The organism is Gammaproteobacteria bacterium, assembly GCA_017999615.1.
GTDB lineage: Bacteria > Pseudomonadota > Gammaproteobacteria > JAABTG01 > JAABTG01 > JAGNLM01.
On the sequence record JAGNLM010000011.1, the window covers coordinates 18761 to 42466 of the forward strand.

At 72.7% G+C, this 23706-nt stretch carries 26 protein-coding genes; 12 read left to right on the forward strand and 14 right to left on the reverse strand.

Going from position 1 to position 23706, the window contains the following annotated elements; all coding sequences use genetic code 11:
* The first annotated feature begins 320 nt into the window (after positions 1-320).
* Genes bioB through ccoS form a run of 7 tightly spaced genes read left to right on the forward strand, consistent with a single transcriptional unit; the run spans position 321 to position 7725 of the window.
* Entirely contained in the window at positions 321-1400 is a 1080-nt protein-coding gene (gene bioB / locus KA217_09470) for a biotin synthase BioB (GenBank protein MBP7712674.1), read from the forward strand.
* A gap of 22 nt (positions 1401-1422) precedes the next feature.
* Positions 1423-2592 (forward strand): 8-amino-7-oxononanoate synthase, encoded by a 1170-nt coding sequence (gene bioF / locus KA217_09475; protein ID MBP7712675.1) that lies wholly within the window; start codon positions 1423-1425, stop codon positions 2590-2592.
* Positions 2589-3368: a pimeloyl-ACP methyl ester esterase BioH gene (bioH, locus tag KA217_09480; protein MBP7712676.1), complete on the forward strand. Its 780-nt coding sequence runs from the start codon at positions 2589-2591 to the stop codon at positions 3366-3368. The genes bioF and bioH overlap by 4 nt, the downstream gene beginning before the upstream one ends.
* Positions 3369-3390: 22 nt before the next feature.
* Complete coding sequence (gene bioC / locus KA217_09485; GenBank protein MBP7712677.1) at positions 3391-4209, forward strand: malonyl-ACP O-methyltransferase BioC; 819 nt, start codon at positions 3391-3393, stop codon at positions 4207-4209.
* Complete coding sequence (gene bioD / locus KA217_09490; GenBank protein ID MBP7712678.1) at positions 4206-4889, forward strand: dethiobiotin synthase; 684 nt, start codon at positions 4206-4208, stop codon at positions 4887-4889. Before bioC ends, bioD begins: the two co-directional genes overlap by 4 nt.
* 59 nt (positions 4890-4948) lie before the next feature.
* Positions 4949-7399: a cadmium-translocating P-type ATPase gene (gene cadA / locus KA217_09495; GenBank protein ID MBP7712679.1), complete on the forward strand. Its 2451-nt coding sequence runs from the start codon at positions 4949-4951 to the stop codon at positions 7397-7399.
* A gap of 38 nt (positions 7400-7437) precedes the next feature.
* Positions 7438-7725: a cbb3-type cytochrome oxidase assembly protein CcoS gene (ccoS, locus tag KA217_09500; protein ID MBP7712680.1), complete on the forward strand. Its 288-nt coding sequence runs from the start codon at positions 7438-7440 to the stop codon at positions 7723-7725.
* Positions 7726-7852: 127 nt separating this feature from the next.
* Here ccoS and KA217_09505 read toward each other — a convergent pair whose 3' ends face one another.
* From KA217_09505 to ftsY, 5 genes are all read right to left on the reverse strand, one after another.
* Positions 7853-8251, reverse strand: coding sequence for a TraR/DksA family transcriptional regulator (locus KA217_09505; GenBank protein MBP7712681.1), 399 nt, complete (start codon positions 8249-8251; stop codon positions 7853-7855).
* A 13-nt stretch (positions 8252-8264) separates the two neighbouring features.
* Positions 8265-9116 (reverse strand): RNA polymerase sigma factor RpoH, encoded by an 852-nt coding sequence (gene rpoH, locus KA217_09510; GenBank protein MBP7712682.1) that lies wholly within the window; start codon positions 9114-9116, stop codon positions 8265-8267.
* 99 nt (positions 9117-9215) lie between these two features.
* Complete coding sequence (gene ftsX / locus KA217_09515) at positions 9216-10154, reverse strand: permease-like cell division protein FtsX (GenBank protein ID MBP7712683.1); 939 nt, start codon at positions 10152-10154, stop codon at positions 9216-9218.
* Positions 10155-10198: 44 nt separating this feature from the next.
* Positions 10199-10873: a cell division ATP-binding protein FtsE gene (gene ftsE, locus KA217_09520; protein MBP7712684.1), complete on the reverse strand. Its 675-nt coding sequence runs from the start codon at positions 10871-10873 to the stop codon at positions 10199-10201.
* 15 nt (positions 10874-10888) lie between these two features.
* Positions 10889-11860: a signal recognition particle-docking protein FtsY gene (gene ftsY / locus KA217_09525; GenBank protein MBP7712685.1), complete on the reverse strand. Its 972-nt coding sequence runs from the start codon at positions 11858-11860 to the stop codon at positions 10889-10891.
* Between the two features lie 87 nt (positions 11861-11947).
* Between ftsY and KA217_09530 the strand changes: the two genes are divergently transcribed.
* Genes KA217_09530 through KA217_09550 form a run of 5 tightly spaced genes read left to right on the forward strand, consistent with a single transcriptional unit; the run spans position 11948 to position 16016 of the window.
* Positions 11948-13324: an insulinase family protein gene (locus KA217_09530; GenBank protein ID MBP7712686.1), complete on the forward strand. Its 1377-nt coding sequence runs from the start codon at positions 11948-11950 to the stop codon at positions 13322-13324.
* Positions 13314-14657, forward strand: coding sequence for an insulinase family protein (locus KA217_09535; protein MBP7712687.1), 1344 nt, complete (start codon positions 13314-13316; stop codon positions 14655-14657). Before KA217_09530 ends, KA217_09535 begins: the two co-directional genes overlap by 11 nt.
* The gene (gene rsmD / locus KA217_09540) at positions 14654-15238 is read left to right on the forward strand and encodes a 16S rRNA (guanine(966)-N(2))-methyltransferase RsmD (GenBank protein MBP7712688.1); all 585 of its coding nucleotides are present in this window, start codon (positions 14654-14656) and stop codon (positions 15236-15238) included. Before KA217_09535 ends, rsmD begins: the two co-directional genes overlap by 4 nt.
* Before the next feature lie 12 nt (positions 15239-15250).
* On the forward strand, positions 15251-15763 hold the full coding sequence (gene coaD, locus KA217_09545; GenBank protein ID MBP7712689.1) for a pantetheine-phosphate adenylyltransferase: 513 nt from the start codon (positions 15251-15253) through the stop codon (positions 15761-15763).
* Positions 15764-15767: 4 nt separating this feature from the next.
* Entirely contained in the window at positions 15768-16016 is a 249-nt protein-coding gene (locus tag KA217_09550; protein ID MBP7712690.1) for a YfhL family 4Fe-4S dicluster ferredoxin, read from the forward strand.
* Positions 16017-16047: 31 nt separating this feature from the next.
* Here the strand turns inward: KA217_09550 and KA217_09555 are convergent, their stop codons facing one another.
* The 9 genes from KA217_09555 to KA217_09595 form a co-directional block, all read right to left on the reverse strand.
* Positions 16048-16563 carry a nitrous oxide reductase accessory protein NosL gene (locus KA217_09555; protein ID MBP7712691.1) on the reverse strand — a complete coding sequence of 172 codons (516 nt, stop codon included), beginning with the start codon at positions 16561-16563 and terminating at the stop codon, positions 16048-16050.
* Positions 16560-17075: a TlpA family protein disulfide reductase gene (locus KA217_09560; protein MBP7712692.1), complete on the reverse strand. Its 516-nt coding sequence runs from the start codon at positions 17073-17075 to the stop codon at positions 16560-16562. The genes KA217_09555 and KA217_09560 overlap by 4 nt, the downstream gene beginning before the upstream one ends.
* Complete coding sequence (locus tag KA217_09565; GenBank protein ID MBP7712693.1) at positions 17072-18073, reverse strand: hypothetical protein; 1002 nt, start codon at positions 18071-18073, stop codon at positions 17072-17074. The genes KA217_09560 and KA217_09565 overlap by 4 nt, the downstream gene beginning before the upstream one ends.
* Positions 18074-18102: 29 nt before the next feature.
* Positions 18103-18780, reverse strand: coding sequence for an ABC transporter ATP-binding protein (locus tag KA217_09570; GenBank protein ID MBP7712694.1), 678 nt, complete (start codon positions 18778-18780; stop codon positions 18103-18105).
* The gene (locus tag KA217_09575; GenBank protein ID MBP7712695.1) at positions 18777-19922 is read right to left on the reverse strand and encodes an ABC transporter permease; all 1146 of its coding nucleotides are present in this window, start codon (positions 19920-19922) and stop codon (positions 18777-18779) included. Before KA217_09575 ends, KA217_09570 begins: the two co-directional genes overlap by 4 nt.
* Positions 19919-20218, reverse strand: coding sequence for a hypothetical protein (locus KA217_09580; protein ID MBP7712696.1), 300 nt, complete (start codon positions 20216-20218; stop codon positions 19919-19921). Before KA217_09580 ends, KA217_09575 begins: the two co-directional genes overlap by 4 nt.
* A gap of 95 nt (positions 20219-20313) precedes the next feature.
* The gene (gene mutM, locus KA217_09585) at positions 20314-21129 is read right to left on the reverse strand and encodes a bifunctional DNA-formamidopyrimidine glycosylase/DNA-(apurinic or apyrimidinic site) lyase (protein MBP7712697.1); all 816 of its coding nucleotides are present in this window, start codon (positions 21127-21129) and stop codon (positions 20314-20316) included.
* A gap of 4 nt (positions 21130-21133) precedes the next feature.
* Positions 21134-22198, reverse strand: a complete 1065-nt coding sequence (hemE, locus tag KA217_09590; protein MBP7712698.1) for a uroporphyrinogen decarboxylase — start codon at positions 22196-22198, stop codon at positions 21134-21136.
* Positions 22199-22270: 72 nt separating this feature from the next.
* Positions 22271-23704 carry a glutamate synthase subunit beta gene (locus KA217_09595; protein ID MBP7712699.1) on the reverse strand — a complete coding sequence of 478 codons (1434 nt, stop codon included), beginning with the start codon at positions 23702-23704 and terminating at the stop codon, positions 22271-22273.
* Positions 23705-23706: the final 2 nt, after the last annotated feature.

Sequence of the window (23706 nt, forward strand, 5' to 3'; positions counted from 1 at the left end):
CCTTATCCACTTGTTGACCATTTTCTCTCCCTGTCGTTGACAGCGGCGGGTGGCGCCCTATGATCGGACCGGTGCTGGGCCGCACCCCGGCGGCGGCCCCCGAGAAACCCCGAGAGGCCTCGGGGCCTCGGGCAGTGCGGTGGGGAAGGCCGGCGGGGCGCGAAGGTCCGGGGCCCGAGGCCGACGGCAATGCCACCGGGGCGAGCCCCCCGGACACCAGGATCATCCGTCCGGCCCCGGCCGGAATCCAGAGTCAACTTCAAACGGTACCCGCCTCGCCGGCGTCTCACCGCGCCGGCCCGGGGGTGAGGACAGCGAGCATGACCGACGAGACCCTGCGCCACGACTGGTCCCTGGAAGAGGCCCTCGCGATTTACCGCATCCCCCTCTCGAGCCTCCTTCACAGGGCCCAGACGGTGCACCGCCGCCACTTCGACCCCGAGGAGGTCCAGCTGAGCACGCTGCTCAGCATCAAGACGGGGGGCTGTCCCGAGGACTGCGCCTACTGCTCCCAGAGTGTCCACCACCACACGGACCTCGCGCCCTCGGCCCTGTTGAGGCCCGAGACCGTCGTTGCCGAAGCGGCGCGGGCGCGCGCCCAGGGGGCCACCCGCTTCTGCATGGGCGCCGCCTGGCGCGAGCCCCGGGACCGCGACATCCCCGTTCTCGCGGAGATGGTCCGGGGCGTCAAGGCCCTGGGGATGGAGACCTGCCTGACCCTCGGAATGCTCTCGGAGCCCCAGGCGCGCGTCCTCAAGGAGGCCGGACTGGACTACTACAACCACAACCTGGATACCTCCCCGGGTTTCTACGACCAGATCGTCACCACCCGGACCTACGCGGACCGGCTGGAGACCCTGGAGAACGCCCGTGCGGCAGGCCTTTCCCTCTGCTCGGGCGGCATCCTGGGCCTCGGGGAAAGCCAGGAGGACCGTGCCGAGCTCGTCCGCCAGCTCGCGAACCTACCCGTCCACCCGGAGAGTGTGCCCATCAACCTGTTGGTGCAGGTGGAGGGCACGCCCCTCCACGGGACCGCCACGCTGCATCCCTTCGAGCTGGTGCGAACCATTGCGCTCGCCCGCATCCTGATGCCCCGGTCCAGCATTCGGCTCTCCGCGGGGCGCGCGAGCATGAGCGACGAGCTCCACGCGCTCGCGTTCCTGGCGGGTGCGAACTCGATCTTCTCCGGGGAGAACCTCCTCACCACGGGCAACGCAGGCGACGAGCGGGACCGGGTGCTCCTCGCCCGCCTCGGCCTGCACGCCCGGTCCCAACTGGACTCAGTCACGGCTTCGGCCTCGGCCTCGGCCCCAGGCCCGGCCTCGGCCCCAGGCCCGGCTTCGGCCTCGACCCCGGAGTCGGTTCCGGCTCCTGCTCCGGACTTGGTACCGGGCCGGTAGCCCCCAGGGCCCCCTTCACACCATGGCAATGCGGAGCCTCGAGGAGGTTGTCCGGGAGCGCGTCGCGGGCCGCGCGGCGGACGGGCTCTTCAGGACCCGCACGCTCCTCGAAGGAGCCCAGGGCGTCCACCCCGTCATCGACGGGCGCAGGGTCCTCAGCTTCGCCAGCAACGATTATCTGGGCCTCGCCGCCCACCCCGGGGTCGTGCAGGCCCTGCGGGAGGCCGCCCGCGAGTACGGTGTCGGCAGCGGAGCGTCACACCTTCTCACCGGCCACTCCCGGCCCCACCGGGACCTGGAGCAGGCGCTTGCCGAGCTCACGGGCCGCCCCCGGGCCGTGCTGTTCTCCACGGGCTACATGGCCAATCTGGCAGTCGTGACCACGCTCCTGGATCGGCACGACGCCGTGTTCGAGGACCGGTACAACCACGCCTCGCTGGTGGACGCGGGCCTGCTGTCCCGGGCCGAGCTGCGCCGTTACCCCCACGCCGACGCCGCCTCGCTCGGCCGGCAGCTCGCGCTCTCTTCCGCACGGCACCGGATGGTCGTGACGGACGGCGTCTTCAGCATGGACGGTGACCTCGCCCCCCTGCGACAACTGCGGGACCAGTCGGAGCGGGCGGGCGGTGCGTGGCTCTGCGTGGACGACGCCCACGGACTCGGAGTGGTCGGACCGACGGGGCGAGGCACGCTGGAGGTGGAGGGCCTGGGCCTGGAGGACGTCCCGGTTCTGGTGGGGACGCTCGGCAAGGCCTTCGGCACCTTCGGCGCCTTCGTCGCAGGGAGCGAGGCGCTCGTGGAGACCCTCGTCCAGTTCGCGCGCAGCTATATCTACACCACGGCGCTGCCCCCGGCACTTGCCGCGGCCACGCTCGCCAGCGTGCGCATCGCCGAGCAGGGAGAGGCCCGCACGCGACTGCAGGCGGTCCTGGGTCGCTTCCGCGAGGGCGCGGCGCAGCTGGGCCTTCCGGTGGTGCCGACCCCATCGCCGATCCAGCCCCTGGTCCTGGGCCCGAGCGAGCGTGCGTCGGACGCCAGTCGCGCGCTCCTGGAGCGGGGCATCCTGGTTCCCGCGATCCGCCCACCCACGGTGCCCCAGGGTGCGGCCCGGCTCCGGATCAGCTTCTCCGCGTCCCACAGCGCAGCCGACGTGGACCGTCTGCTGGACGCCCTGTCCGCGGTGCTCCGGTGAGTCCGGTGGCACTCGCGCGGCGAGGTGGGGAGGGGCCCCCGCTGGTCCTCGTCCACGGCTGGGCGTCCCACTCCGGCGTCTGGGACGCGGTGGCCCGAGAGCTCGCAGGGCACTTCTCCCTGTACCTGGCGGACCTCCCCGGCCACGGGGCGAGCGCCGAGCCCGGCGAGGACGACCCCCTCGAGAAGGCCGCGCAGGAGATCCTCTCCTGCGTCCCGCCGGAGGCCACCTGGGTGGGGTGGTCGCTGGGCGGACTCGTGGCCCTCAGTGCCGCCCGTGAGGCTCGCGGGGGAGTCGGCAGGCTCGTTCTCGTGGCCAGCACGCCGCGGTTCGTGTCGGGTCCGGACTGGCCTCACGGCGTCCCCGTCGCCACGCTCGAGAGCTTCGCCGAGGACCTGGGGCGCGACCTCGAGGGAACCCTGGCGCGCTTCATCGCGCTGCAGACGCGGGGCTCGGAGCGTGCGACCCAGGTCGCCCGCGCCCTGCGCCAGAGGCTCCGGGAGGGTCCGGCGCCCAGCGGGGCCGGACTGCGGAGAGGTCTCCACTGGCTTCGGGAGAGCGACCTGCGGGACGCGCTGCGCCGCGTTGCCTGCCCGGTGCACGTCCTGCTGGGGGAGCGGGACACGCTCGTGCCGCCGGAGTGCCTGGGGGACATCCTGGCGCTGCGGCCGGACGCCGAGGGCACCGTACTCCCGGGGAGCGGGCACGCGCCCTTCCTCTCGGACCCCCGGGGCTTTTCGGATTTCCTCTTGCGGGGGTGTCTGCGTGTCGCCTGAAGAGAGCCTGGACCGGCGGTGGATGCGGGCCGCGTTCGAGCGGGCGGCGCCCGGGTACGACCAAGCGGCCGGCCTCCAGCGGGAGGTCGCGGACCGGGTACTGGAGCGGCTCGACCTCGTCCGTCTCGATCCCCACCGCGTCCTCGACCTCGGTGCCGGGACCGGCTACGGCATGCGTGCCCTCGGGGCGCGTTACCCCCGTGCCGAGGTGTACGGCATGGACATCGCCCACGGGATGCTGCGCGAGGCTCGCCGCCAGGCCCTCCCCGGCGCACCCGGGTATTCCCTCTACGTCTGTGGCGACGCCTTCCGGCTGCCGCTGGGGAACGACGCCTTCCCCCTCGTCTTCTCCAGTCTCACCCTGCAGTGGTGCGAAGACCTGCCCGCCGCACTCGCGGAGATCTGGCGCGTGTGCGCTCCGGGCGGCCTGGTGCTGTTCTCTTCCCTCGGGCCGGACACGCTCGGGGAGCTTTCGGATGCCTGGGCGGGGGCCGACGGGGGCTCTCACGTGAACCACTTTCTCGACATGCACCTTGTGGGCGACGCCCTGGTGGCGACGGGGTTCCGGGACGTCGTGACCGACGTGGACCGGATCACGTGGTTCTACCCCGGCGTCGTCGGCCTCATGCAGAGCCTGAAGTCCCTCGGGGCCCACAACGTGCGGCGGGACCGGCCGAGACACCTGACGCCACCCTCACGGCTCGCGAGCGTAGAGCGGCGCTACGAGGCGCTCCGGCGCCCCGAGGGACTCCCGGCCACCTATGAGGTGGTGTACGCGCACGCCTGGAAGCCGCCGGTCCCCGTCCCCGGCGTCGCACCTGTCATCGGAGGTGGTCCGTGAGCGTTCCCCACGCCTTCTTCGTCACCGGCACGGACACGGGTGTCGGCAAGACCCGCGCCTGCACGGGGTTCCTGGCCCGCGGCCGGCAGGAGGGACGATCCTGCGCTGGTCTGAAGCCCGTCGCCTCGGGTTGCACCCCCGGTCCCGGGGGCCTGCGCAGTGCAGACGCCCTGGAGTTGATGGCCGCCGCCACCGCACCGTTGCCCTACGCGGTCGTCAATCCCTGGGCGTTCGAACCGCCGGTCGCACCACACCTGGCGGCCGACCGGGTCGCGACGCGCGTGGACTTCACGGTCATCCGGGAGTCCCTGGACCGGGCGCGGGCGGCCGCTGACCTCGTGGTGGTGGAAGGTGTCGGCGGCTGGCTCGTTCCGCTGTCCGGCGAGCTGACCGTGGCCGACCTTGCCGCGGAGCTCGGTCTCCCGGTCGTCCTCGTGGTGGGCGTACGGCTCGGCTGCCTGAGCCACGCGCTGCTCACCGTGGAGAGTGTCGCCGCCCACGGCTCGAGGCTCCTCGGTTGGGTCGCGAGCGTCACCGACCCGGCCATGCCCGCGCTAGAGGCGAACCTCCGCACACTGGAGCTCCGGATCCCCGCGCCCCTCCTGGGTTGCCTCCCGCATGCGCCCACCGCGAGCCCGGCAGAGGTGGCGCTCGGTCTGAGGCTCCCGGGCGCCGGCTGAGTCTCGGGGTTCTGTGCGAGAATCCCTCGGGACGGGCGACCCGCCGGTCCCGAGGCCCCATGGCGACCACCGACGTCGAGACCTGCTTTCACTGCGGACTCCCGGTGCCGGCGGGGAGCCACTGGGTCGTGCGCATCGACGGCCGGGACCGGCCCATGTGCTGCCCGGGCTGCGGGGCGGTTGCCGAGGCGATCGTGGACGCCGGCCTCTCCGATTACTACCGGCACCGCACCAGCCCGGCCCTCACGGCCCAGGAACTGGTGCCGGCTGTGCTGGACCAGATGACGCTCTACGACCGGGAAGACCTGCAGGGCCGGTTCGTGCAGGTCGACGCGGAGAACGAGCGGGAGGCGGCGCTGATCCTGGAGGGGATCACCTGTGCCGCCTGCGTCTGGCTCAACGAGAGGCACGTGGGGCGCCTGCCCGGTGTCCTCGAGTTCCGCGTCAACTACGCGACCCAGCGGGCGCGAGTGCGGTGGGACCGCACGAAGATCCAGTTGAGCGACATCCTGAAGGCGATCGCCGCCATCGGTTACCTGGCGCACCCCTACGACCCGAGCCGCCAGCAGGACGTGGCCGACCGGGAGCGCAAGCTGGCGTTGCGCAGGCTGGTCGTCGCGGGCTTCGGGGCGATGCAGGTCATGATGTTCGCCATCGGCCTGTACATCGGGGCCTGGTCGGGCATCGACCCGGACATGGAGCGCTTCCTGCGCTGGGTCTCGATGGTGGTTGCGGTGCCGGTAGTGGTGTACTCCGCCCGCCCGTTCTTCTCGTCCGCCTGGGGCGAGCTGAAACGGCGCCAGCTCGGCATGGACGTCCCGGTGTCCCTGGCGATCGGCGCGGCCTTCCTGGCCAGTGTCTGGGCGACCGTGCGCAACGAGGGCGACATCTACTTCGACTCGGTGAGCATGTTCACCTTCTTCCTCCTGACCGGCCGGTACCTCGAGATGGCAGCGCGGCACCGGGCCGCGGCCACGGGTGAATCGCTGGTCAAGCTCCTGCCCATGACCGCGCACCGGCTCCAGGGCGACGACGAGGAGCAGGTGCCGGCCTCGGACCTGCAACCCGGGGACCGGGTGCGCGTGCGGCCCGGGGAGACCGTCCCCACCGACGGGCGCGTGACCGAGGGGTTGAGCACTATCGACGAGTCGCTGGTGACCGGGGAGAGCCTGCCGGTCGCGAAGCGCGAGGGCGACCGAATCATCGGGGGCACGGTCAACGTGGAGAGTCCCCTGGTCCTCACCGTCGAGCGGGTCGGGGAGGACACGGTCGTCGCATCGATCGTCCGCCTGCTGGACCGGGCCCAGACGGAGAAGCCGAGGATCGCCCAGCTCGCCGACCGCGCCTCGGCGTGGTTCGTCGGCCTCCTGCTCCTCGTGGCTGCCGGGGTCTACGCCTACTGGTACGGGCACGCCCCGGAAGACGCCTTCTGGGTCACGCTCTCCGTGCTGGTGGTGACCTGCCCCTGTGCCCTCGGGCTCGCGACGCCGGCGGCCGTCACCGCCGCGAGCGGCGCGCTCACCCGGCGCGGCCTCCTGCCGACCCGGGGCCACTCCCTCGAGGCGCTCGCGCGATCGACCCACGTGGTCTTCGACAAGACGGGGACGCTGACGCGGGGGCGGCCGGAGCTCCGCCAGAGCACGCTGCTCCGGGACGGGGACCTCGCGACGGTGCTGCGCATCGCGGCGGGCCTCGAGGCAGGGTCGGAACACCCCCTGGCCCTGGCCCTGACGCGCGCCGCGGGAGGCGCGGCGGTGGCCGAGTCGGTGGTGGCCACGCCGGGCCTCGGCGTGGAGGGCGTCGTCGACGGCCGGCGCTATCGGGTGGGGCGTCCGGACTACGTGGCCCGGTTGAGCGGGGCCGACACCGGTACCGCCGGGTCCGGCGAGGACGCGGGGACCACGACCGTGGCGCTCGGCGACGAGCGAGGTCTGCTTGCGCGCTTCGATCTCTCCGATAGCCTGCGGCCCGACGCGGCGCTCGCGGTCACGGCGCTCCAGCGGCTGGGCCTCGAGGTCTGGCTCCTTTCCGGAGACTCGGATGCGGCGGTCGCCCGCACCGCCCGGGAGCTCGGGATCCGGGTGGCGAAGGCGCGGTTGCGCCCCCAGGACAAGCTCGACGCCGTGCGCGCCCTGCAGGTGGCGGGCGCAGTGGTCACCATGGTCGGCGACGGGGTCAACGACGCCCCGGTCCTCGCCGGTGCCTCCGTGTCCATCGCGATGGGGCGGGCGACGGAGTTGGCCCAGGCGAGCGCGGACATGGTGCTCCTGTCCGAGCACCTGCCCCACATCGCGGAGGGTGTGGCGACGGCACGCCGGATGCTCACCGTGATCCGGCAGAACCTCTCGTGGGCCCTGCTCTACAATCTGGTCGCGGTACCCCTCGCGGCGGCAGGCCTGGTGCTCCCCTGGATGGCGGCCATCGGGATGTCGTTCAGCTCGCTCCTGGTGGTCCTGAATGCGCTCCGACTGAAGCGCATCGTGCCCCTTCCGGAGACGAGGGCCACGTAAGACACTCGCGCCCGGACAGGGTGCCTCAGGGGCGGAGCATGGAAATCCTCTATCTGCTGATCCCGGTGAGCCTCGTGATCGCCGCCCTGGCGGTCGGCATCTTCTTCTGGGCGGTGAAGTCCGGGCAGTACGACGACCTGGAAGGCCCTGCGTGGCGCATCCTCTTCGACGACGAGCCGAGAGCCCGGAATGGGGACGAAGGCGAGCCAGTCAAGGTTGGCGAGGGCTCGAACGCTGGAGAGGATTCCCCGAAGTCCGGGGCGGTCGCCGCAAGGACGCCCGCGAGGCACGGACAGGGGCGAGGACCCGAGCGGGATGGACCCTGAGGGCTTTGTGGCTATAACTATTTGTTTTTATTAGTTTTTATAGGCCCAGAATCCGCTCTCCCCGAGCGTTTCCGTGGGGTTCGCACCTCCAGCGCGCACCTCCCGTCCTCCCCTTCAGCACGCCCCTTCAGAGGGTGGCCCGGCCCGGCTGCACGAACGCCCGCTCGTGGATCTCCTGGCAGGTTACGCAGCGGGTGGCCGTCGGCTCGGTGAGCAGGCGCTCGTAGCCGATGCGGGTCCCGCAGTCGACACAGGTGCCGTAGGTGCCCGTGCGCAGCCGGAGCAACGCGGCCTCGGTTTCCCGTATCGCGTCGATGTGCAGGTCCACCACCGCGAGGCCCACGTCCACCAGCAGGTCCGCGACGGACTCGTCACCCGGGTCGTGCACGCGCCCGGCGAGGTCCAGGAAACCCTCGCTGTCCGCCGCCAGCAGCTCGCGGCGCACCTCCGCCCGCAGTTTCTCGTAGCGCTGCTCCAGCCGCTGCTTCAGGCTGGCCAGCCGTTCGCCAGACAGGTCGCTCGCCATGGGGCTTCTCTCCTCAGAACGCCAGCTCCGCCCTCAGCTTGCGCATGGCGTTGGCCTCGATCTGCCGGATGCGCTCGGCCGACACGTTGTAGCGGTCGGCCAGCTCCTGCAGCGTGACCCGCTCTTCGGCAAGCCACCGATGCTCCAGGATGTCACGGCTGCGCCCGTCGAGCTTCGTGAGCGCCGCGTGCAGCCGGGCCGCGCCCCGGGCCTCCCATTCCTCTTCTTCCACCCGGGTCGCGGGGTCGAACCTCATATCCTCGAGGTAGGCGACGGGCGCACGCCCCTCGTGCTCGTCACTGCCGTCCGCGGGTCCGTCGAGGGCGGTGTCGGTCGCGCTGAGCCGCTGCTCCATCTCGATCACCGCCTCGGGCGGGACGTCCAGATCGCGCGCGATGGCCTCGACCTCCTCGCGGTTCATCCAGCCGAGGCGCTTCTTCGCGCTGCGCAGGTTGAAGAACAGCTTGCGCTGCGCCTTGGTCGTCGCGACCTTCACGATCCGCCAGTTGCGCAGGATGTACTCGTGGATCTCGGCGCGGATCCAGTGCACCGCGAACGAGACGAGGCGCACGCCCAGGGAGGGGTCGAAGCGCTTCACGGCCTTCATCAGGCCCACGTTCCCCTCCTGGATCAGGTCGGCCTGGGGCAGCCCGTACCCCTTGTAGCCCCGGGCCACGTGGACCACGAAGCGCAGGTGCGACATGACGAGCGCCCGCGCCGCGTCCAGGTCCAGGTCCCGCTGGAAGCGCTCCGCGAGGTCCCGCTCCTCCTCCGCGCTGAGCATCGGAAAGCGGGCGACGGCCTGCTCATAGCTTTCCGGGCTACCGAGCGGCAGTGCCATCGCGAGCGTGAGAGCCTTGGTCATCGCGTCCCTGTCCCCATCGAGAAGTCTGGAACAAATTTAGCAGTCACTGCTTTAGAGTGCCAGGTCCCCCGGGAGTTTCGCCCCCCGGGGGGCGTCCCGTCAGGGCTTGACCGCGCGCAGGTAGCGGCTCACGGCGAGCCAGGCGCCGAGCAGCCCGAGGAGCCCTCCCCCGAGCACGAGCGCCGCGCCCACGCCGGCCCCCATTCCCTGCAGGCGGAAGTCGCTGCCGTACAGCGCCGCGAGGCGGGCCACGGGCCCTCCGAGGGCAAGCCCGATGGCCCCGAGGCAGAGCCAGGCGGCGATGCCGCCCAGTACCCCGTACCAGAGGCCGGTGTAGAGGAAGGGCCGGCGCACGAAGGCGTCCGTCGCCCCGAAGAGCTTGCTGATCTCGATCTCGTCCCGCCGCCCCTGGATGGTCATTCGGGTGGTGTTCGCGATCACGAGGAGGACCGCGAGCGCGAGCGCCCCCGCGAGTACCGCCGCGGTGCGCTCCCCCAGCCCCGCGGTGGCTTGCAGGCGGCGGACCCACTCGAGGTCGAACTGGGCGCCGTCCGCCTCCGGCAGCGCGGCGAGACGGTCCACGAGCGCCCCGGGGGCTCCTGGAGCCCCGGGAGGCCCGGGGCTCGGCCCCGGGCGGGGCTGGACCAGCAGCACGGCCGGGAGCGGGTTGGAGTCCAGGCTGTCCACCAGCTCGCCCATGCCGGAGAAGGTGCGGTACTCGGCGAGGGCCTCGGCGCGGGTGAGCACGCGGACCGCGCCCACCTCGGGCCAGCGGGACACCGTGTCGCCCAGGGCCACCGCCTTGCGGTCGTCCACCTCGGTCTTCAGGAAGACCGACACCTGGGTGGAGCGGTCCCAGGCGGCCATCACCGCGCGCAGGTTCTCTACCGAGACGTGGAGCGAGGCCGGCAGGGCCAGCGCGATCCCGATGAGCAGCGTCGTCATCGAGGTGGCCACGGGGGTCCGGGTCAGCTGCCCGAGGCTCGAGACCGCCACCTGGGCGTGCCGGGTCAGCCAGGCGGAGAAGTGCTCCACCAGACCCCGGGCCGGCGCCCGGGCGCGCGCGGGGCGTGCCCGGCGGGTCACGGCAGCGGGCGCCCGGAGTCCGTCGCCAGGCGCCCGGACTGCAGCGACAGGATGCGCTTGCCCATCTGGCGGATCAGGTCCAGGTGATGGCTCGCGATGAGGACGGTGACCCCGACCTGCTGGAAGCGCTCGAAGAGGCGCATGACCTCGCGCGAGAGGTCGGGGTCGAGGTTGCCCGTGGGCTCGTCGGCGAGCAGGACCGCAGGCCGGTTCACCACAGCGCGTGCGATGCCGACCCGCTGCTGCTCCCCGCCGGAGAGCGACTCGGGCAGGTGACGCTCCTTGCCCAGGAGCCCCACGTGGTCCAGGGCCGCGCGCACCCGGCGTCCGGTCTCCCGATGGCTGTAGCCCGCGATCACCAGCGGCAGGGCCACGTTGTCGAAGACGGTGCGGTCCAGCAGCAGCCGGTGGTCCTGGAAGGTGATCCCGACCCTGCGCCGGTAGTAGGGCACGCGGCGGGGCGCGAGCTTGCCGAGGTTCTGTCCCCCCACGATCACCTGCCCCTGGGTGCTGCGCTCGATGAGGCCCACGAGCCGCAACAGCGTGCTCTTGCCTGCACCCGAGTGCCCCGTCACGAAAACCATCTCCCCGGCGTCCACGTGCAGGCTCACGTGGGACAGGGCCTGGTGACCGTTGGGGTAGCTCTTGCTGACGTCGTCGAAGGTGATCACGAGCCGAGGCGCAGCTCAGTGCTCCAGCAACGCGTCCACGAACGCCTCCGCGTCGAAGGGCCGGAGGTCCTCGACGCCCTCGCCGATCCCGATGAAGCGGATGGGCAGCCCCAGCTCCCGGGCGATGGCGAACACGATGCCGCCCTTTGCGGTCCCGTCGAGCTTGGTGAGGGCGAGGCCCGTCACCTGCACCGCGCTCTGGAAGTGCCGCGCCTGGGACAGGGCGTTCTGGCCCGTGCCGGCATCCAGGACCAGGAGGACCTCGTGGGGGGCCGTCGGGTCGACCTTGCCCAGGACCCGGCGGACCTTCTTCAGCTCTTCCATCAGGGGCTCGCGCGTGTGCAGGCGCCCCGCGGTGTCCGCCAGCAGCACGTCGACGCGCCGGGCCCGGGCGGCCTGGAGCGCGTCGTACACGACCGAGGCGGAATCGGCCCCGGTCTGCTGGGCGATGACCGGCGCCTGCACGCGCTCGCCCCAGCGCTGGAGTTGCTCCACGGCGGCGGCCCGGAAGGTGTCTCCGGCCGCCATCATCACCGAGCGCCCTTCGGCCCGCAGCCGGTGGGCGAGCTTGCCGATGGTGGTGGTCTTGCCGGCGCCGTTCACCCCCACGACCAGGATGACCCAGGTCCCCTCCCCCGGCGCAGGGACCGTGAGGGGTATCGCGGCGGGGCGCAGCACGGCGATCATGTCCTCGCGCAGGGCGCGGTACAGGGCCTCGGCGTCACCGAGCTCGCGGCGCGCGACCTGGGCGGTGAGACGTGCGACGATGTCGCGGGTCGCCTCGACACCCACGTCGGCCGTCAGCAGCACCGTCTCGATCTCCTCCAGGAGGTCGGCGTCGATGGCCCGGCGCCCGAGCACCAGGGCGGCCAGCTTCTCGGTGAGTCCGGCGCGGGTGCGCTCGAGCCCTCGGCGCAGGCGCGTCAGCAGGCCGGAGCGGCCGGTGTCTGCGTTCGGGGCGGCGGGGTCTCGACGGGACAGGAACATGGGGCCTCTCGGGCGGTCTCACTGCGGGTCAATGCTAGCACCTCCGGGTGAACGGAGCGGACGATGGGCAGGCGAGCGGGCGGCTGGATGTGGGTGACCTTGCTGGTGGGCGCGGCCCTGGCGATGCCGGCCGCCGCCGGGGGGCGGGTCGAGGAGTACGTGCTGGACAACGGGCTCCGGGTGCTGGTCAAGCCGGATCGGCGGGCGCCCGTGGTGGTCTCCCAGGTCTGGTACCGGGTGGGCTCCAGCTACGAGCACGACGGGATCACCGGCATAAGTCATATGCTCGAGCACATGATGTTCAAGGGGACCGAGACCTACGGCCCGGGCGAGTTCTCCCGCCTGATCGCGGCCGAAGGGGGGCGGGAGAACGCCTTCACCGGGCAGGACTACACGGGGTACTTCCAGAACCTCGCCTCCGACCGCCTGGAAGTGAGCTTCCGTCTGGAGGCGGACCGCATGGCAGGGCTGCGGCTGCGGGAAGAGGACTTCCTGAAGGAGCGGGCGGTCGTCTCCGAGGAGCGGCGGCTGCGCACGGAGGACGAGCCGGAGTCCCTCACCTATGAGGTGTTCCAGGCGACCGCGTACCAGACGAGCCCGTACCGCCACCCCGTCATTGGCTGGATGGCGGACATCGAGGCCTACACGCTCCAGGACCTGAAGGACTGGTACCGGCGCTGGTACGCCCCCAACAACGCCACGCTGGTGGTGGTGGGCGACGTGGAGCCCGAGGCGGTGCTCGCCCTCGCGCGCAAGCACTTCGGGCCGCTGCCGCCGGCCGAGGTGCGGCCGCCGAAGCCGCGCCCGGAGGTGGAGCAGACGGGGCTCAGGCGGGTCGTCGTTTCGGCCCCGGCGGAGCTGCCCTACCTCGTGCTGGGCTACAAGGCCCCCACCGTGAAGGACGCGCCGGAGGACTGGGAGCCTTACGCCCTGGCCGTGCTGGCGGCGGTGCTCGGGGGCGACGAGAGTGCGCGCCTGCAGCGCCGGCTGGTGCGGGGGGAGGAGATCGCGGCCGACGCGGGCGCCTCCTACGACCCGTTCGACCGCATGACGACCCTGTTCACCGTCGCGGCGACGCCGGCCGGGGGCCGCACCGTCGGCGAGCTCGAGGCGAAGCTGCGCGAGGAGGTCGGCCGGCTGCGGGAGGCCCCCATCGACCCGGCGGAGCTGGACAAGGTGAAGACCCAGGTGGTCGCCTCCGACGTCTACCAACTCGACTCCGTGATGGCCCAGGCCATGCGCCTCGGCCGGCTGGAGACCGTGGGGGCGGGGTGGCGGGTCGGCGAGGAGTACGTGGAGCGCATCCGGGCGGTGACGCCCGAGCAGATCCACGCGGTGGCCCGCAAGTACCTGGTGGACGCCTCCCTCACCGTCGCTCACCTGGAGCCCCGGCCGGCGGAGCGCAGCGCAGCCGGTGGCGGTGCCGGCGGCACCACGCCGGCGGGGAGCTCCCATGCGCGCTAGGCCCCTTGCGCTCCTTGCCCTGGCGGCCCTCGCCGCCCTCAGCCTGCCCGTCCAGGCCCTGCCCACGATCACCTCCTGGCACACGGCCAACGGGGCCCGGGTCCTGTTCGTGGAGGCCCGCGAGCTGCCCATCGTGGACGTGAGCGTCCTCTTCGACGCGGCCGGCTCCCGTGACGGGGACCGCCCGGGGCTCGCGCGCCTGACCAACGGCCTGCTTGCCGAGGGTGCGGGCGGGCTCTCGGCGGACGCCATCGCGGAGCGCTTCGCGGGGCTCGGCGCCCAGTTCGGCGCGGCCTCCCAGCGGGACATGGCCAGCGTGGAGCTCCGCACCCTGAGCGACGCCCCCACGCTGGAGGCCTCGCTCGAGCTCGCGGCGACCGTCCTTACCCGCCCCGACTTCGCGCCCGACGCCTTCGAGCGGGTGCGCGCCCAGATGCTGGTGGCGCTGCGGCAGGTGGAGCAGTCGCCCGACGACCGGGTCGAGCGCGAGTTCTTCCGCGCCCTCTACGCCGGCCACCCCTACGCCTCGCCCCCGGAGGGGACCGCGGAGGGGCTGAAGGGCCTCTCCCGGGAGGACGTGCGGGCCTTCCACGCGCGCCACTACGTAGGGCGCAACGCCGTCGTGTCCATCGTGGGCGACCTGGACCGGGCCGGTGCCGAGCGGCTCGCCGAGCGCCTGGTGGGCGGGCTGCCGGCGGGGGAGCCGCCCCCGCCCCTGCCGTCCGCGGGGCGCCTCGGGGAGGCGCGGACCCTGCGGGTGGACCACCCCTCGAGCCAGACGCACGTGCGCCTCGGGGACGCCACCGTCACGCGGGCCGACCCGGACTACTTCGCGCTCTACGTGGGCAACCACGCGCTCGGTGGCAGTGGCCTCGTCTCCCTCCTCGCCGAGGAGGTGCGCGAGAAGCGTGGGCTCTCCTACAGCGTCTACAGCGCCATCGCGCCCATGCGGGTGCCGGGGCCCTTCCTGATCGGGCTCCAGACCCGGAACGAGCAGGCGGGCGAGGCCCTCTCCGTGGCCCTCGGCACCCTGCGCCGATTCATCGGGGAGGGGCCGACGGAGGAGGAGCTCGACGCCGCCCAGCGCAACATCACCGGCGGCTTCGCCCTGCGGGTCGACAGCAACAAGAAGGTCCTCGGCCAGATCGCCTCCATCGGCTTCTACGGCCTCCCGCTCGACTACCTCGCTACCTTCACCGACCGGGTACGGGCGGTCTCGCGCGAGGCCGTCCGGGACGCCTTCCGCCGGCACGTGGACCCGGACCGCATGCTCACGGTCCTGGTGGGCAAGCCGGGGGAGGCGGCCCAGGGCGCGCCGCCGAGCGCGCCGTGACCCCCGCCCCCCCGGGGTGCGTCCGGGTCATCGGCGGGCGCTGGCGGGGCCGCCGGCTGCCCGTGCCGGACCTGCCCGGCCTTCGCCCGACCCCGGACCGGGTCCGGGAGACCCTCTTCAACTGGCTCGCGCCGGTCATCGAGGGGGCGGTGTGCCTGGACCTCTTCGCCGGTAGCGGGGCCCTCGGGTTCGAGGCCGCCTCCCGCGGCGCGGGGCGGGTCGTGATGGTCGAGGAGAGCGAGCGGGCGGCCGCGGGGATCCGCGCGCTCGCGGCCGAGCTGGGTGCCGCCGGACTGGAGGTCCATCGGGCCGAGGCGCTCGTTTGGCTGCGCCGGGCGAGCGGGTGCTTCGACATCGTGTTCCTCGACCCCCCCTTCCATCGGGGCCTGCTCGCGCCCGCCTGCGCGCTCCTGGAGTCCCAGGGCCTGCTCGCACCCGGCGGTCACGTCTACCTGGAGTCCGAGGCGGCGGTCTACGAGGCCACGCTCCCCGCCGGATGGGAGCTCGTGCGCAGCGGCAAGGCCGGCGACGTGAGGTACCATCTTGCCCGGCGCCCCACCGCACCGGCCGCGCCGGCCTGAGGAGAGAGAACGATGCCGCTCACCGTCGTCTACCCGGGGACCTTCGACCCCATCACCAACGGACACTGCGACCTGATCGAGCGGGCCTCGAAGCTCTTCGAGCGGGTCATCGTGGCGGTGGCGGCGAGCACGCACAAGCAGGCGTTCTTCCCCATCGAGGAGCGCCTGGCGCTCGCCGAGCAGGCGGTGCCCGCCCACTCGAACGTGGTGGTGCGCCGCCTCGACGGGCTGCTGGTCGACTTCGTGGTGGCCCAGGGGGCGTCGGTCATCCTGCGCGGCCTGCGGGCCGTGTCGGACTTCGAGTACGAGTTCCAGCTGGCCAGCATGAACCGGCGCCTGGTGCCGACCGTGGAGACGCTCTTCCTCACCCCTGCCGAGCAGTTCGGGTTCATCTCCTCGACCCTGGTCCGGGAGCTCGCGGCCCTCGGCGGTGACGTCAGCCCCTTCGTGCCCCAGCCGGTGGCCGCTGCCCTGGCACGGCGATTCGGTTATCCTAACGGCGTCAAACCTTCAGAGAGGTGGTAACGCAATGGCCCTCGTGATCACCGAAGAGTGCATCAACTGCGACGTCTGCGAGCCCGAGTGCCCGAACGAGGCGATCTCCCAGGGCGATGACCACTACGTCATCAACCCGTCGCTCTGCACCGAGTGCGTAGGCTTCTTCGACGAGCCCCAGTGCGTCTCCGTCTGCCCGGTGGAGTGCATCCAGCCGGACCCCGCGCACCCGGAGACGAAGGAGCAGCTGCAGGCGAAGTTCAACCGCCTGAACGCCCAGTAGTCCGGGACCAGCGCGCCGGCCGCGCGTCGCGTCAGTCGAAGCGGCCGGCGTCCAGCCTCTCGAGCCAGGGGCGATCGACCTCGTCGAAGCGCAGGATGCGCCGTCCCCGGTGGTCGCGCAGGAACTCCTGCGCGTCGGCGCGGGTGGCCAGCGGGACGAGCTCGTGGCCCATGGGGCCCAGCACGTCCGAGCCGACGACGTACCACGCCTCCCGGGCGTCGACCCGGGCGAGCCCGTAGTATTCGGTGACGGCGACGGTCCTCACGCCGTCGGCCGGGCGGTCGGGCTCGTAGCGCCGCAGGTCGAGCAGGTACTTGCAGAGGTCCTTCGCGCCGTCGAAGTGGACGGCGTGGCCGTCACGCCAGAGGACCGTCGCCACCCACTCGGGGTAGCGGGCCACGAACATCCCGCAGACCGGACAGGTGTCCCGCGGGCCCGGTGGCGGTGTCTCTACCGGTCCCGCCCGGGGGGTGGCCGGCACAGCCGCCAGCACCAGCACCGACAGGGTCCCCAGTCCCCCCTGCAACCACCTTCTTCGGCTCGTCATCGCTCCACCGTCTCCCTCGCCTGCAACAGGGGCTCGACCATCCCGAGGAAGGTCTCCGGGCTCGACTCCCCCACGATCCGGCCTCGCACCACGCCCGCCGGGTCCACCACCACGGTCACCGGCAGGCCCATCACCCCGTAGGCCCGGGTCACGGCCCCTTCGCCATCGAGCAGCACCTCGGCGCTGAGGTCCAGCTCCCGGGCGAAGCGCGCCACCGCGTCCCGGGGCTGCATGACGTTCACCGCGAGGAGGACGAGGCCCCGGTCCCGGATCCCGCGGTAGACCGGCTCCAGCGCGGTCATCTCGGGCCGGCAGTAGGGGCACCAGTCGGCCCAGAAGCGGATGGCGACCACCCGCCCCGGGTAGCCTCCGGGGAAGGCGGCCGTGCCCCCCTCGAGCCGGGGCAGCGTGAAGGCGGGGGCCTGCATTCCGGTCCGGACCAGCAAGGGGGCCTGGTCACAACCGGCGGCGACCGTCAGCACGAGGGCCAGGGCGAGCAGGAGGCGGGTCACGGCAGGAGCTCCAGGTGGGAGCGCAGCACTGCCCAGGTGGCGAGGAGGTAGAAGGCCCCGAGCAGGACGGTGGCCCACCCGGCGCAGCGCGCGGCGCGCCGCGGCGCGGCAAGGGCCAGGCTCGGGACCCGGGCGAAGGGGCCCGAGACCGCGGCGGCGAGGGCGCAGGCGGTGCCGGCAAAGAGCGCGGAATACAGCGGGTAGCCCAGGTAGTCGTACCCTCCCTTCAGCAGGCAGAAGGGGCAGTGGTGGTGAGGGCTCTCGTAGACGTAGACGGAGAGGAAGGACACCACGCCCGCCAGGGCGGCCGCAAAGGCGGCCACGGCGGCCACCCCCAGCGCCGCCCCGCCGCGGCCCGCGGCCCACCCGGTCCGGGCCGCGAGGGCCAGCACGAAGGCCCCGGTGAGGTAGAAGGCCGCCATCGTGGGGCCGGCGGGCAGCCCGGCGACCTCCGAGGCCACCCCTGCGCCCTCCACGCTGAAGAGCGACCCGCAGCAGGAGGTGATGACCTCGGGCGAGAGCCCCGAGAAGTGGAGGAACTGCAGCAGGGCCTCGGCGACCGCGACCGGAGCCAGGCCGACCAGGAGGGCGTACTTGCCGCGCACCAGGGGATAGTCATCGCCGTCCCGGTCCAGCCGGTCGAGGGCGAGCCAGACCGCGGCCCCGAAGAACAGCGCGACCTTCAGGCCGAGGGCAGGGAAGCCGAAGGGGGTCGCGTTCAGGGTCCCGGTGGCGCACATGGCGCCCGTGATCTGGCTCGAGAGGGACTCCGCCGCGAAGACGAAGAGGCCGAGCGACAGGGCCTGGGCGGCCAGCACCAGGCCCAGCACCGCCGAGACCAGCGAGGTCCCGCGCTCGAGCCGGATCTGCCCCTCGCTCCCGCTCGCCAGGTCCCAGCGGCGCACGACCCGGACCGCGAACGGGACCGCGAGCGCCAGCCCCACGGTCACCAGGGAGGAGACGACCAGCAGGGCCAGCACGGGGGGATGGAGCAGCATGGCGATAGGCCCGGAAGGCGATTCCGCCGTCAGGCGGCGCCTTCGACCCGCCCGTCCCGCAGGGCGACCACCCGGTCCACCAGGGTCGCCTCGCACACCAGGGGGTCGTGGCTCGTCAGGATCACCGTGCGCCCCTCGGCCTTGAGCCCCGCGACGATCTCGAGGAAGTCGCGCGAGTGCCCGGTATCCAGGTTTGCGGTGGGCTCGTCGGCGATCAGCACCTGGGGGTCGTTCACCAGGGCGCGCGCGATGGCGGCGCGCTGGGCCTCGCCCCCCGAGAGCCACTCCGACCGGGCCCCGGCCCGGTCCGCGATGCCGAGGCGCCCGAGGAGCCTCTCGGCCCTCGCCCGCAGCTCAGCGTAGGGTGGGGCCTCCGGGTAGGCGGGCAGCATGACGTTCTCGAGCACGCTGAGCCCCCGGACCAGGTGGAACTGCTGGAACACGAAGCCGAAGGTGCGCCGGCGGAGCTCGGCCAGGAACTTCTCCGGGAGGGCCGAGACCAGGCGGTCGCCCAGGCGCACCCGCCCCGAGGTCGGCCGGGCGAGGCACCCGACGAGCGACACCAGGCTCGTCTTTCCCGACCCGCTCGGCCCCCGGAACACCGTCACGGACCCCGGCTCGATGGTGAGCGTGACGCCCCGGACGGCCCAGACCTCGTTCGGGCTGCCCTGGTGAAAGGCCTTGCGGACGTCCTCGAGCCGGATCACTCCTGCGCCCCCCGCATCACCGCGTCGGGGTCCGCGACGGCGGCGCGCCACGTGGGCACCAGGGTCACCGCGGTGTAGGGCACGACTGTGAGCGCGAAGAGGGCCAGCACCCCGGCGGGCTCCACGTGGGGGACCAGCCGGAACTCCGGGTAGAGCGTCGCCCAGCCCTTGAGGAGTGGCGCGAGCAGAGGGGCCCCGGCCCAGAAGACGTGGGCGTAGGCGAGGACGTAGCCCACGAGGAAGGCGGTGAGGGAGACGACCGCGCCTTCCCAGAGCTTCATGCGCAGCACGTCCCCGGTGTCCCACCCCACGGCCTTGAGGATGCCAATCTCGCGGCGCTCCTCGGCCGAGAGGCCGGAGGCGCGGTCCCAGGCGAAGATGGCGAAGGCGAAGAGTGCCGCGCTGAGGAGCAGCAGCCCCACCCCCTCGCGCCAGGCGAAGACCGCCTCGTAGGTCCTCGCGACCTCCTCCCGGAGCACCGGCCGGGTGTCGGGCAGGGCCCGGGTGACCTTGTCCGCCACCGTACGCACCTCGCGTGCGTTGCGCACCCGCAGGGCGAGGTCGGTGTAGAGGCCCTCCGGCACGCCGAGCCAGCGCCGGAAGTCCCTCTCGGCGACCAGGAAGAGGTCGGCGGTGAGGAGCTCGCTGGCCGGGTCCAGCAGGTCCGTGACCCGCAGCGCGAGCGGCTCGCCCCGGGTGTCGCGGAAGGCGACGACGTCCCCCACCGCGAGGCCCCGGGAGCGGGCGACGCCCCGGCCGATGCGGGCGGAGCCGGCGGGCGGTGGGTCGGCCGCCGGCACGAGCACGGTGTAGTTGGCACCGCTGGCGGGGTCGTAGTGGTAGCCCCAGAGGCGGGGCTCGGCAGCGGCCACGCCGCGGATCTTTCGGACCTCTTCGAGATAGGCGGCGGGGATCGGGTCGTGGCGTCCTGCGACGAGCCGCTGGACGGTCAGCTCGGGCGCGCCCTCCAGCAGCGCCCTGGCCTCCCGGCGCAGGGCCGACCCGAAGAGCAGGACAGAGGCGAGGGCGAAGACCAGGGCCCCGTACACCAGGAGCAGCGAGAGGTTGCGGCCCTTGCGCCGCAGGAGCGCCGCCAGCGTGTAGTCCAGGAGGTAACGCTGGCGCGCGAGCACCGGTCTCAGGGGGCCCGCAGGTGGGGCGGCGGCGGGACCACCGCCCCGGAGGGGAAGTGGTCGAGGGCCCCGGGGTGGTCCTGGAAGGCGGCGTGACGGTCCGCCAGCGCGGGGTGCCGCGTGTAGCGGGCCGCCGTGGCCAGCGCGAGGTCCGTCAGGCCCAGCTGCCCGCCGAGCGCCCCGGGTCCCACGGCCCCCTGCCCTGCCGGTCCGCGCAGGACCGCATCCGCCAGGGTCCCCCCCGCGAGAAGGGCGAGGCCCGCGAGAACCGCAAAGAATCGGTCGGACCGGCGTCGGCGGGACATCGATCGCGCAAGCGGCCTGGGCGCGCCCGGTCGGCGCTCGACGGGATTATACCCGGCGACCTCCGCCCCGCGCCGGGGCCCTCAGGCGGGGGCCTTCAGCGTTGGCACCGGGGGCAGAAGAAGGCCGCGCGCTGGGCGACGACCCGCCGTCGGAGTGAGTGCCCACACACCTCGCAGGGCTCACCTTCCCTGTCGTACACGCGCAGTTGCCGGGAGAAGCGGCCGGGCTTGCCGTCGGCGCCGACGAAGTCCTGGAGGGTCGTGCCGCCGGCCCGGATGGCCTCGGCGAGGACCGAGCGCACGGCCTCGGCGAGCCGTCCGTAACGGGCCCGGGCGATGCTCCCCGCGGCGCGGCCGGGGTGGATGCCCGCGAGGAACAGGGACTCGCTGGCGTAGATGTTGCCGACCCCGGTGACCACGTGGCCGTCCATCAGGAACGCCTTGACCGGGCACCGGCGGCCCCGGCTCAGGCGGAAGAGGTAATCCCCCGAGAAGGCCGCGTCGAAGGGCTCGGGGCCGAGGGTCGCGATGAGGGGGTGGCGGGAGGGGTCCTCGCGGGTCCAGAGCAGGCAGCCGAAGCGGCGGGGGTCGGTGAGCCGCAGCGCCCTTCCGCCCTCGATCACCAGGTCCAGGTGGTCATGGGCCGTCGGGGGGGCTGCGGCTTCCACCAGCCGGAGACTGCCGGACATCCCCAGGTGGAGAATGAGCGTCCCGGCGCCCGTGCGCAGGAGCAAGTACTTACCCCGGCGGTCGACGGCAAGGACCGTCTGGCCCTGCACCTCGCCCTCGAGCCCCGCCGGGACTGGCCAGCGCAGCCGCCGGTCGCGCACCGTGAGCCGCTCGACCCTTCGCCCCTCGAGGTGCGGTGCGATCCCGCGCCGGGCGGTCTCGACCTCCGGGAGCTCCGGCACGGCGTCAGGTGTGGTAGGGCCGGCTCAGTTCGTGCACCGCCTCCACGAAGACCCCCACGTGCTCCGGGCGCACCTGGGGGTGCACCCCGTGGCCGAGGTTGAAGACGTGTCCGGTGCCCGGACCATAGCTCGCGAGGATGGTGGCCACCTCGGCGCGGATCTTCTCCGGGGACGCGTACAGCACGCTGGGGTCCATGTTCCCCTGCAGGGCGACCCGGTCGCCCACCCGCCGACGGGCCTCGCCGATCTCGAGGGTCCAGTCGACCCCCAGGGCGTCGCACCCGGAACCGGCCATGTCCTCCAGCCAGCTCGCCCCGCCTTTGGTGAACAGGATCACCGGCACCCGCCTGCCTTCGGCGACCCGGGTGAGGCCCTCGACCACCCGGGCCATGTAGGCCAGCGAGAACTCCTGGTAGGCGCGGGTGGAGAGCGCGCCGCCCCAGGTGTCGAAGAGCATCAGGGCCTGGGCCCCTGCCGCCACCTGGGCATTCAGGTACGCCGTAACCGCCCGGGTGACCTTCTCCAGGAGCTCGTGCATCCGGCCCGGGTCGTCGTAGAGCATGCCCTTGGCGATGCGGAACTCCTTGCTCGTTCCCCCCTCGACCATGTAGGTCGCGAGGGTCCAGGGGCTGCCCGAGAAGCCGATGAGGGGCACGCGCCCCGCGAGCTCCCGGCGGATGAGGCGCACCGCGTCCATCACGTAGCGCAGCTCCCGCTCGGGGTCCGGCACCGGCAGGGCCGCGATGTCGCCGGCCCTGCGCACGGGACGCTCGAAGCGTGGTCCCTCCCCCTCCTCGAAGCCCAGCCCGAGCCCCATGGCGTCGGGCACCGTGAGGATGTCCGAGAACAGGATCGCCGCGTCCAGGGGGAAGCGCTCGAGGGGCTGCAGCGTCACCTCGCAGGCGAGGTCCGGGGTCTGGCAGAGCGCGAGGAAGCTCCCGGCGCGGGCGCGGGTCTCCCGGTACTCCGGCAGGTAGCGCCCGGCCTGGCGCATGATCCAGACGGGCGTCACGTCGACGGGCTCGCGCAGCAGCGCGCGCAGGAAGCGATCGTTCTCGAGGGGGATCATGGCGCCTTCCGCAGTCTCGGGTCCCCCATTGTCGCGGAACCTCCCGCGCCGCGCGAGCACCCCGGCCCCAGGTTACCCCGGGAGCTCGGACCGCCCCATCAGGAACTCGTCCACCGCGCGGGCGCACTGGCGCCCCTCGCGGATGGCCCAGACCACCAGCGACTGTCCCCGGCGCATGTCGCCCGCGGCGAAGACCCGGGGGACCGAGGTCTGGTAGCCGACCGTGTCGGCCCGCACATTGCCCCGGGGGTCGAGCGCGACGCCCACCTCCTCCAGGAGCCCCTCGTGCACGGGGCGCGCGAAGCCCATGGCGAGGAGGACGAGGTCGGCCTTCAGGGCGAATTCACTGCCGGGGACCTCGGCCATCCGCCAGTTGCCGGCCGCGTCCTTCTGCCAGTCGACCCGGACGAGGGTCATGCCGGTGACGTGCCCGTCCTCGCCGTGGAAGGCCTTTGTCGACACGGCCCACTCGCGCCTCGCCCCCTCGTCGTGGGAGGACGAGGTGCGCAGCTTGTTCGGCCAGTTCGGCCAGGTGAGGGGCTTGTCCTCGCGCTCCGGCGGCCGCGGCAGGATCTCGAGCTGGGTGATGGAGAGCGCCCCCTGGCGCACGGAGGTTCCGATGCAGTCCGAGCCGGTGTCGCCGCCGCCGATCACCACGACGTTCTTGCCCGCCGCGGTGACGCCGGCCACGCGGTCGCCCGCGACGCGCCGGTTCTGCTGGGGCAGGAAGTCGAGCGCGAACAGGACCCCCCCGAGCTCCCGCCCCGGGACCTGGAGGTCCCTCGGTCGCTCCGACCCGCCGGCGAGCACGACGGCGTCGAACTCGTCCAGCAGCCGCCGCGCCGGGTAGTCGACGCCCACGTGCGTCAGGGGGTGGAAGTTGACCCCCTCGGCGTGCATCTGGGAGATGCGGCGGTCGATCAGGTGCTTCTCCATCTTGAAATCGGGGATCCCGTAGCGCAGCAGCCCGCCGATCCGGTCGTGCTTCTCGTACACGTGCACCTTGTGGCCGGCGCGGGCGAGCTGCTGGGCGCAGGCGAGGCCGGCGGGGCCGGACCCGACCACCGCGACCCGCATGCCCGTGCGATGGCTCGGGATGTGGGGCTCGATCCAGCCCTCCTCCCAGGCCCGGTCGATGATCGCGCACTCGATCGTCTTGATGGCCACCGGCGTGTCGTTGATGTTGAGCGTGCAGGACGCCTCGCAGGGCGCCGGGCAGACGCGGCCGGTGAATTCGGGGAAGTTGTTGGTGGCGTGGAGCACCTCCAGGGCGCGCCGCCAGTTGCCCCGGTAGACGAGGTCGTTCCAGTCCGGGATCAGGTTGTTCAGCGGGCAGCCGTTGTGGCAGAAGGGGATGCCGCAGTCCATGCAGCGCGCACCCTGCTTGCTCACCTCCTCGTCCGAGAGGGGGATCACGAACTCCCGATAGTGGTGGATGCGGTCGGCGACCGGCGCCTGGCCCCGGTCCTGACGGCTGATCTCCATGAACCCCGTGGGCTTGCCCATCG

What these genes read in the sequence shown, in the direction of transcription:
- bioB (MBP7712674.1), top strand. Translation starts at nt 321, where the DNA reads ATGACCGACGAGACCCTGCGCCACGACTGGTCCCTGGAAGAGGCCCTC.
- bioF (MBP7712675.1), top strand. Translation starts at nt 1,423, where the DNA reads ATGGCAATGCGGAGCCTCGAGGAGGTTGTCCGGGAGCGCGTCGCGGGC.
- bioC (MBP7712677.1), top strand. Translation starts at nt 3,391, where the DNA reads ATGCGGGCCGCGTTCGAGCGGGCGGCGCCCGGGTACGACCAAGCGGCC.
- cadA (MBP7712679.1), top strand. Translation starts at nt 4,949, where the DNA reads ATGGCGACCACCGACGTCGAGACCTGCTTTCACTGCGGACTCCCGGTG.
- ccoS (MBP7712680.1), top strand. Translation starts at nt 7,438, where the DNA reads ATGGAAATCCTCTATCTGCTGATCCCGGTGAGCCTCGTGATCGCCGCC.
- KA217_09505 (MBP7712681.1), bottom strand. Translation starts at nt 8,251, where the DNA reads ATGGCGAGCGACCTGTCTGGCGAACGGCTGGCCAGCCTGAAGCAGCGG.
- rpoH (MBP7712682.1), bottom strand. Translation starts at nt 9,116, where the DNA reads ATGACCAAGGCTCTCACGCTCGCGATGGCACTGCCGCTCGGTAGCCCG.
- ftsY (MBP7712685.1), bottom strand. Translation starts at nt 11,860, where the DNA reads ATGTTCCTGTCCCGTCGAGACCCCGCCGCCCCGAACGCAGACACCGGC.
- KA217_09530 (MBP7712686.1), top strand. Translation starts at nt 11,948, where the DNA reads ATGTGGGTGACCTTGCTGGTGGGCGCGGCCCTGGCGATGCCGGCCGCC.
- KA217_09535 (MBP7712687.1), top strand. Translation starts at nt 13,314, where the DNA reads ATGCGCGCTAGGCCCCTTGCGCTCCTTGCCCTGGCGGCCCTCGCCGCC.
- coaD (MBP7712689.1), top strand. Translation starts at nt 15,251, where the DNA reads ATGCCGCTCACCGTCGTCTACCCGGGGACCTTCGACCCCATCACCAAC.
- KA217_09550 (MBP7712690.1), top strand. Translation starts at nt 15,768, where the DNA reads ATGGCCCTCGTGATCACCGAAGAGTGCATCAACTGCGACGTCTGCGAG.
- KA217_09555 (MBP7712691.1), bottom strand. Translation starts at nt 16,563, where the DNA reads ATGACGAGCCGAAGAAGGTGGTTGCAGGGGGGACTGGGGACCCTGTCG.
- KA217_09565 (MBP7712693.1), bottom strand. Translation starts at nt 18,073, where the DNA reads ATGCTGCTCCATCCCCCCGTGCTGGCCCTGCTGGTCGTCTCCTCCCTG.
- KA217_09580 (MBP7712696.1), bottom strand. Translation starts at nt 20,218, where the DNA reads ATGTCCCGCCGACGCCGGTCCGACCGATTCTTTGCGGTTCTCGCGGGC.
- hemE (MBP7712698.1), bottom strand. Translation starts at nt 22,198, where the DNA reads ATGATCCCCCTCGAGAACGATCGCTTCCTGCGCGCGCTGCTGCGCGAG.
- KA217_09595 (MBP7712699.1), bottom strand. Translation starts at nt 23,704, where the DNA reads ATGGGCAAGCCCACGGGGTTCATGGAGATCAGCCGTCAGGACCGGGGC.